The following is a 261-nucleotide window of genomic DNA, read 5'->3' as shown; positions in this document are numbered from 1 at the left end:
GCGTATAGACGATGAGCTTCATCTCCGGCCGGCTCGTCAGTGTCAGGCCGGTATGCTCGAAGGACATGCGGCCCTTGAGGGGATGGTTGATGCGCTTTATGCCGGACAGCGGATTGACGACCTCGTGGCGCTGCCACCAATCACGAAATTCAGCGCTTGCCTGTTTCAGCAGCGCGATCAGCCGTTCGAAATCCGGATCGCCGGCATAACGCGCGCAGTCGGCGCGAAACATCGCCAGCGAGACGCGGGCAACCGCCTCCC

At 62.1% G+C, this 261-nt stretch carries 1 protein-coding gene; it reads right to left on the bottom strand.

Features of this window, described 5'->3' with window-relative positions:
- On the bottom strand, positions 1-261 hold a 261-nt coding region (locus AF337_RS27265; protein ID WP_483150636.1), incomplete at both ends, for an MmyB family transcriptional regulator.

The sequence above is a fragment of the Rhizobium ecuadorense genome (assembly GCF_001187535.1).
In the GTDB taxonomy this organism is placed as follows: domain Bacteria; phylum Pseudomonadota; class Alphaproteobacteria; order Rhizobiales; family Rhizobiaceae; genus Rhizobium; species Rhizobium ecuadorense.
This window is presented reverse-complemented; position numbering and strand designations above follow the sequence as displayed.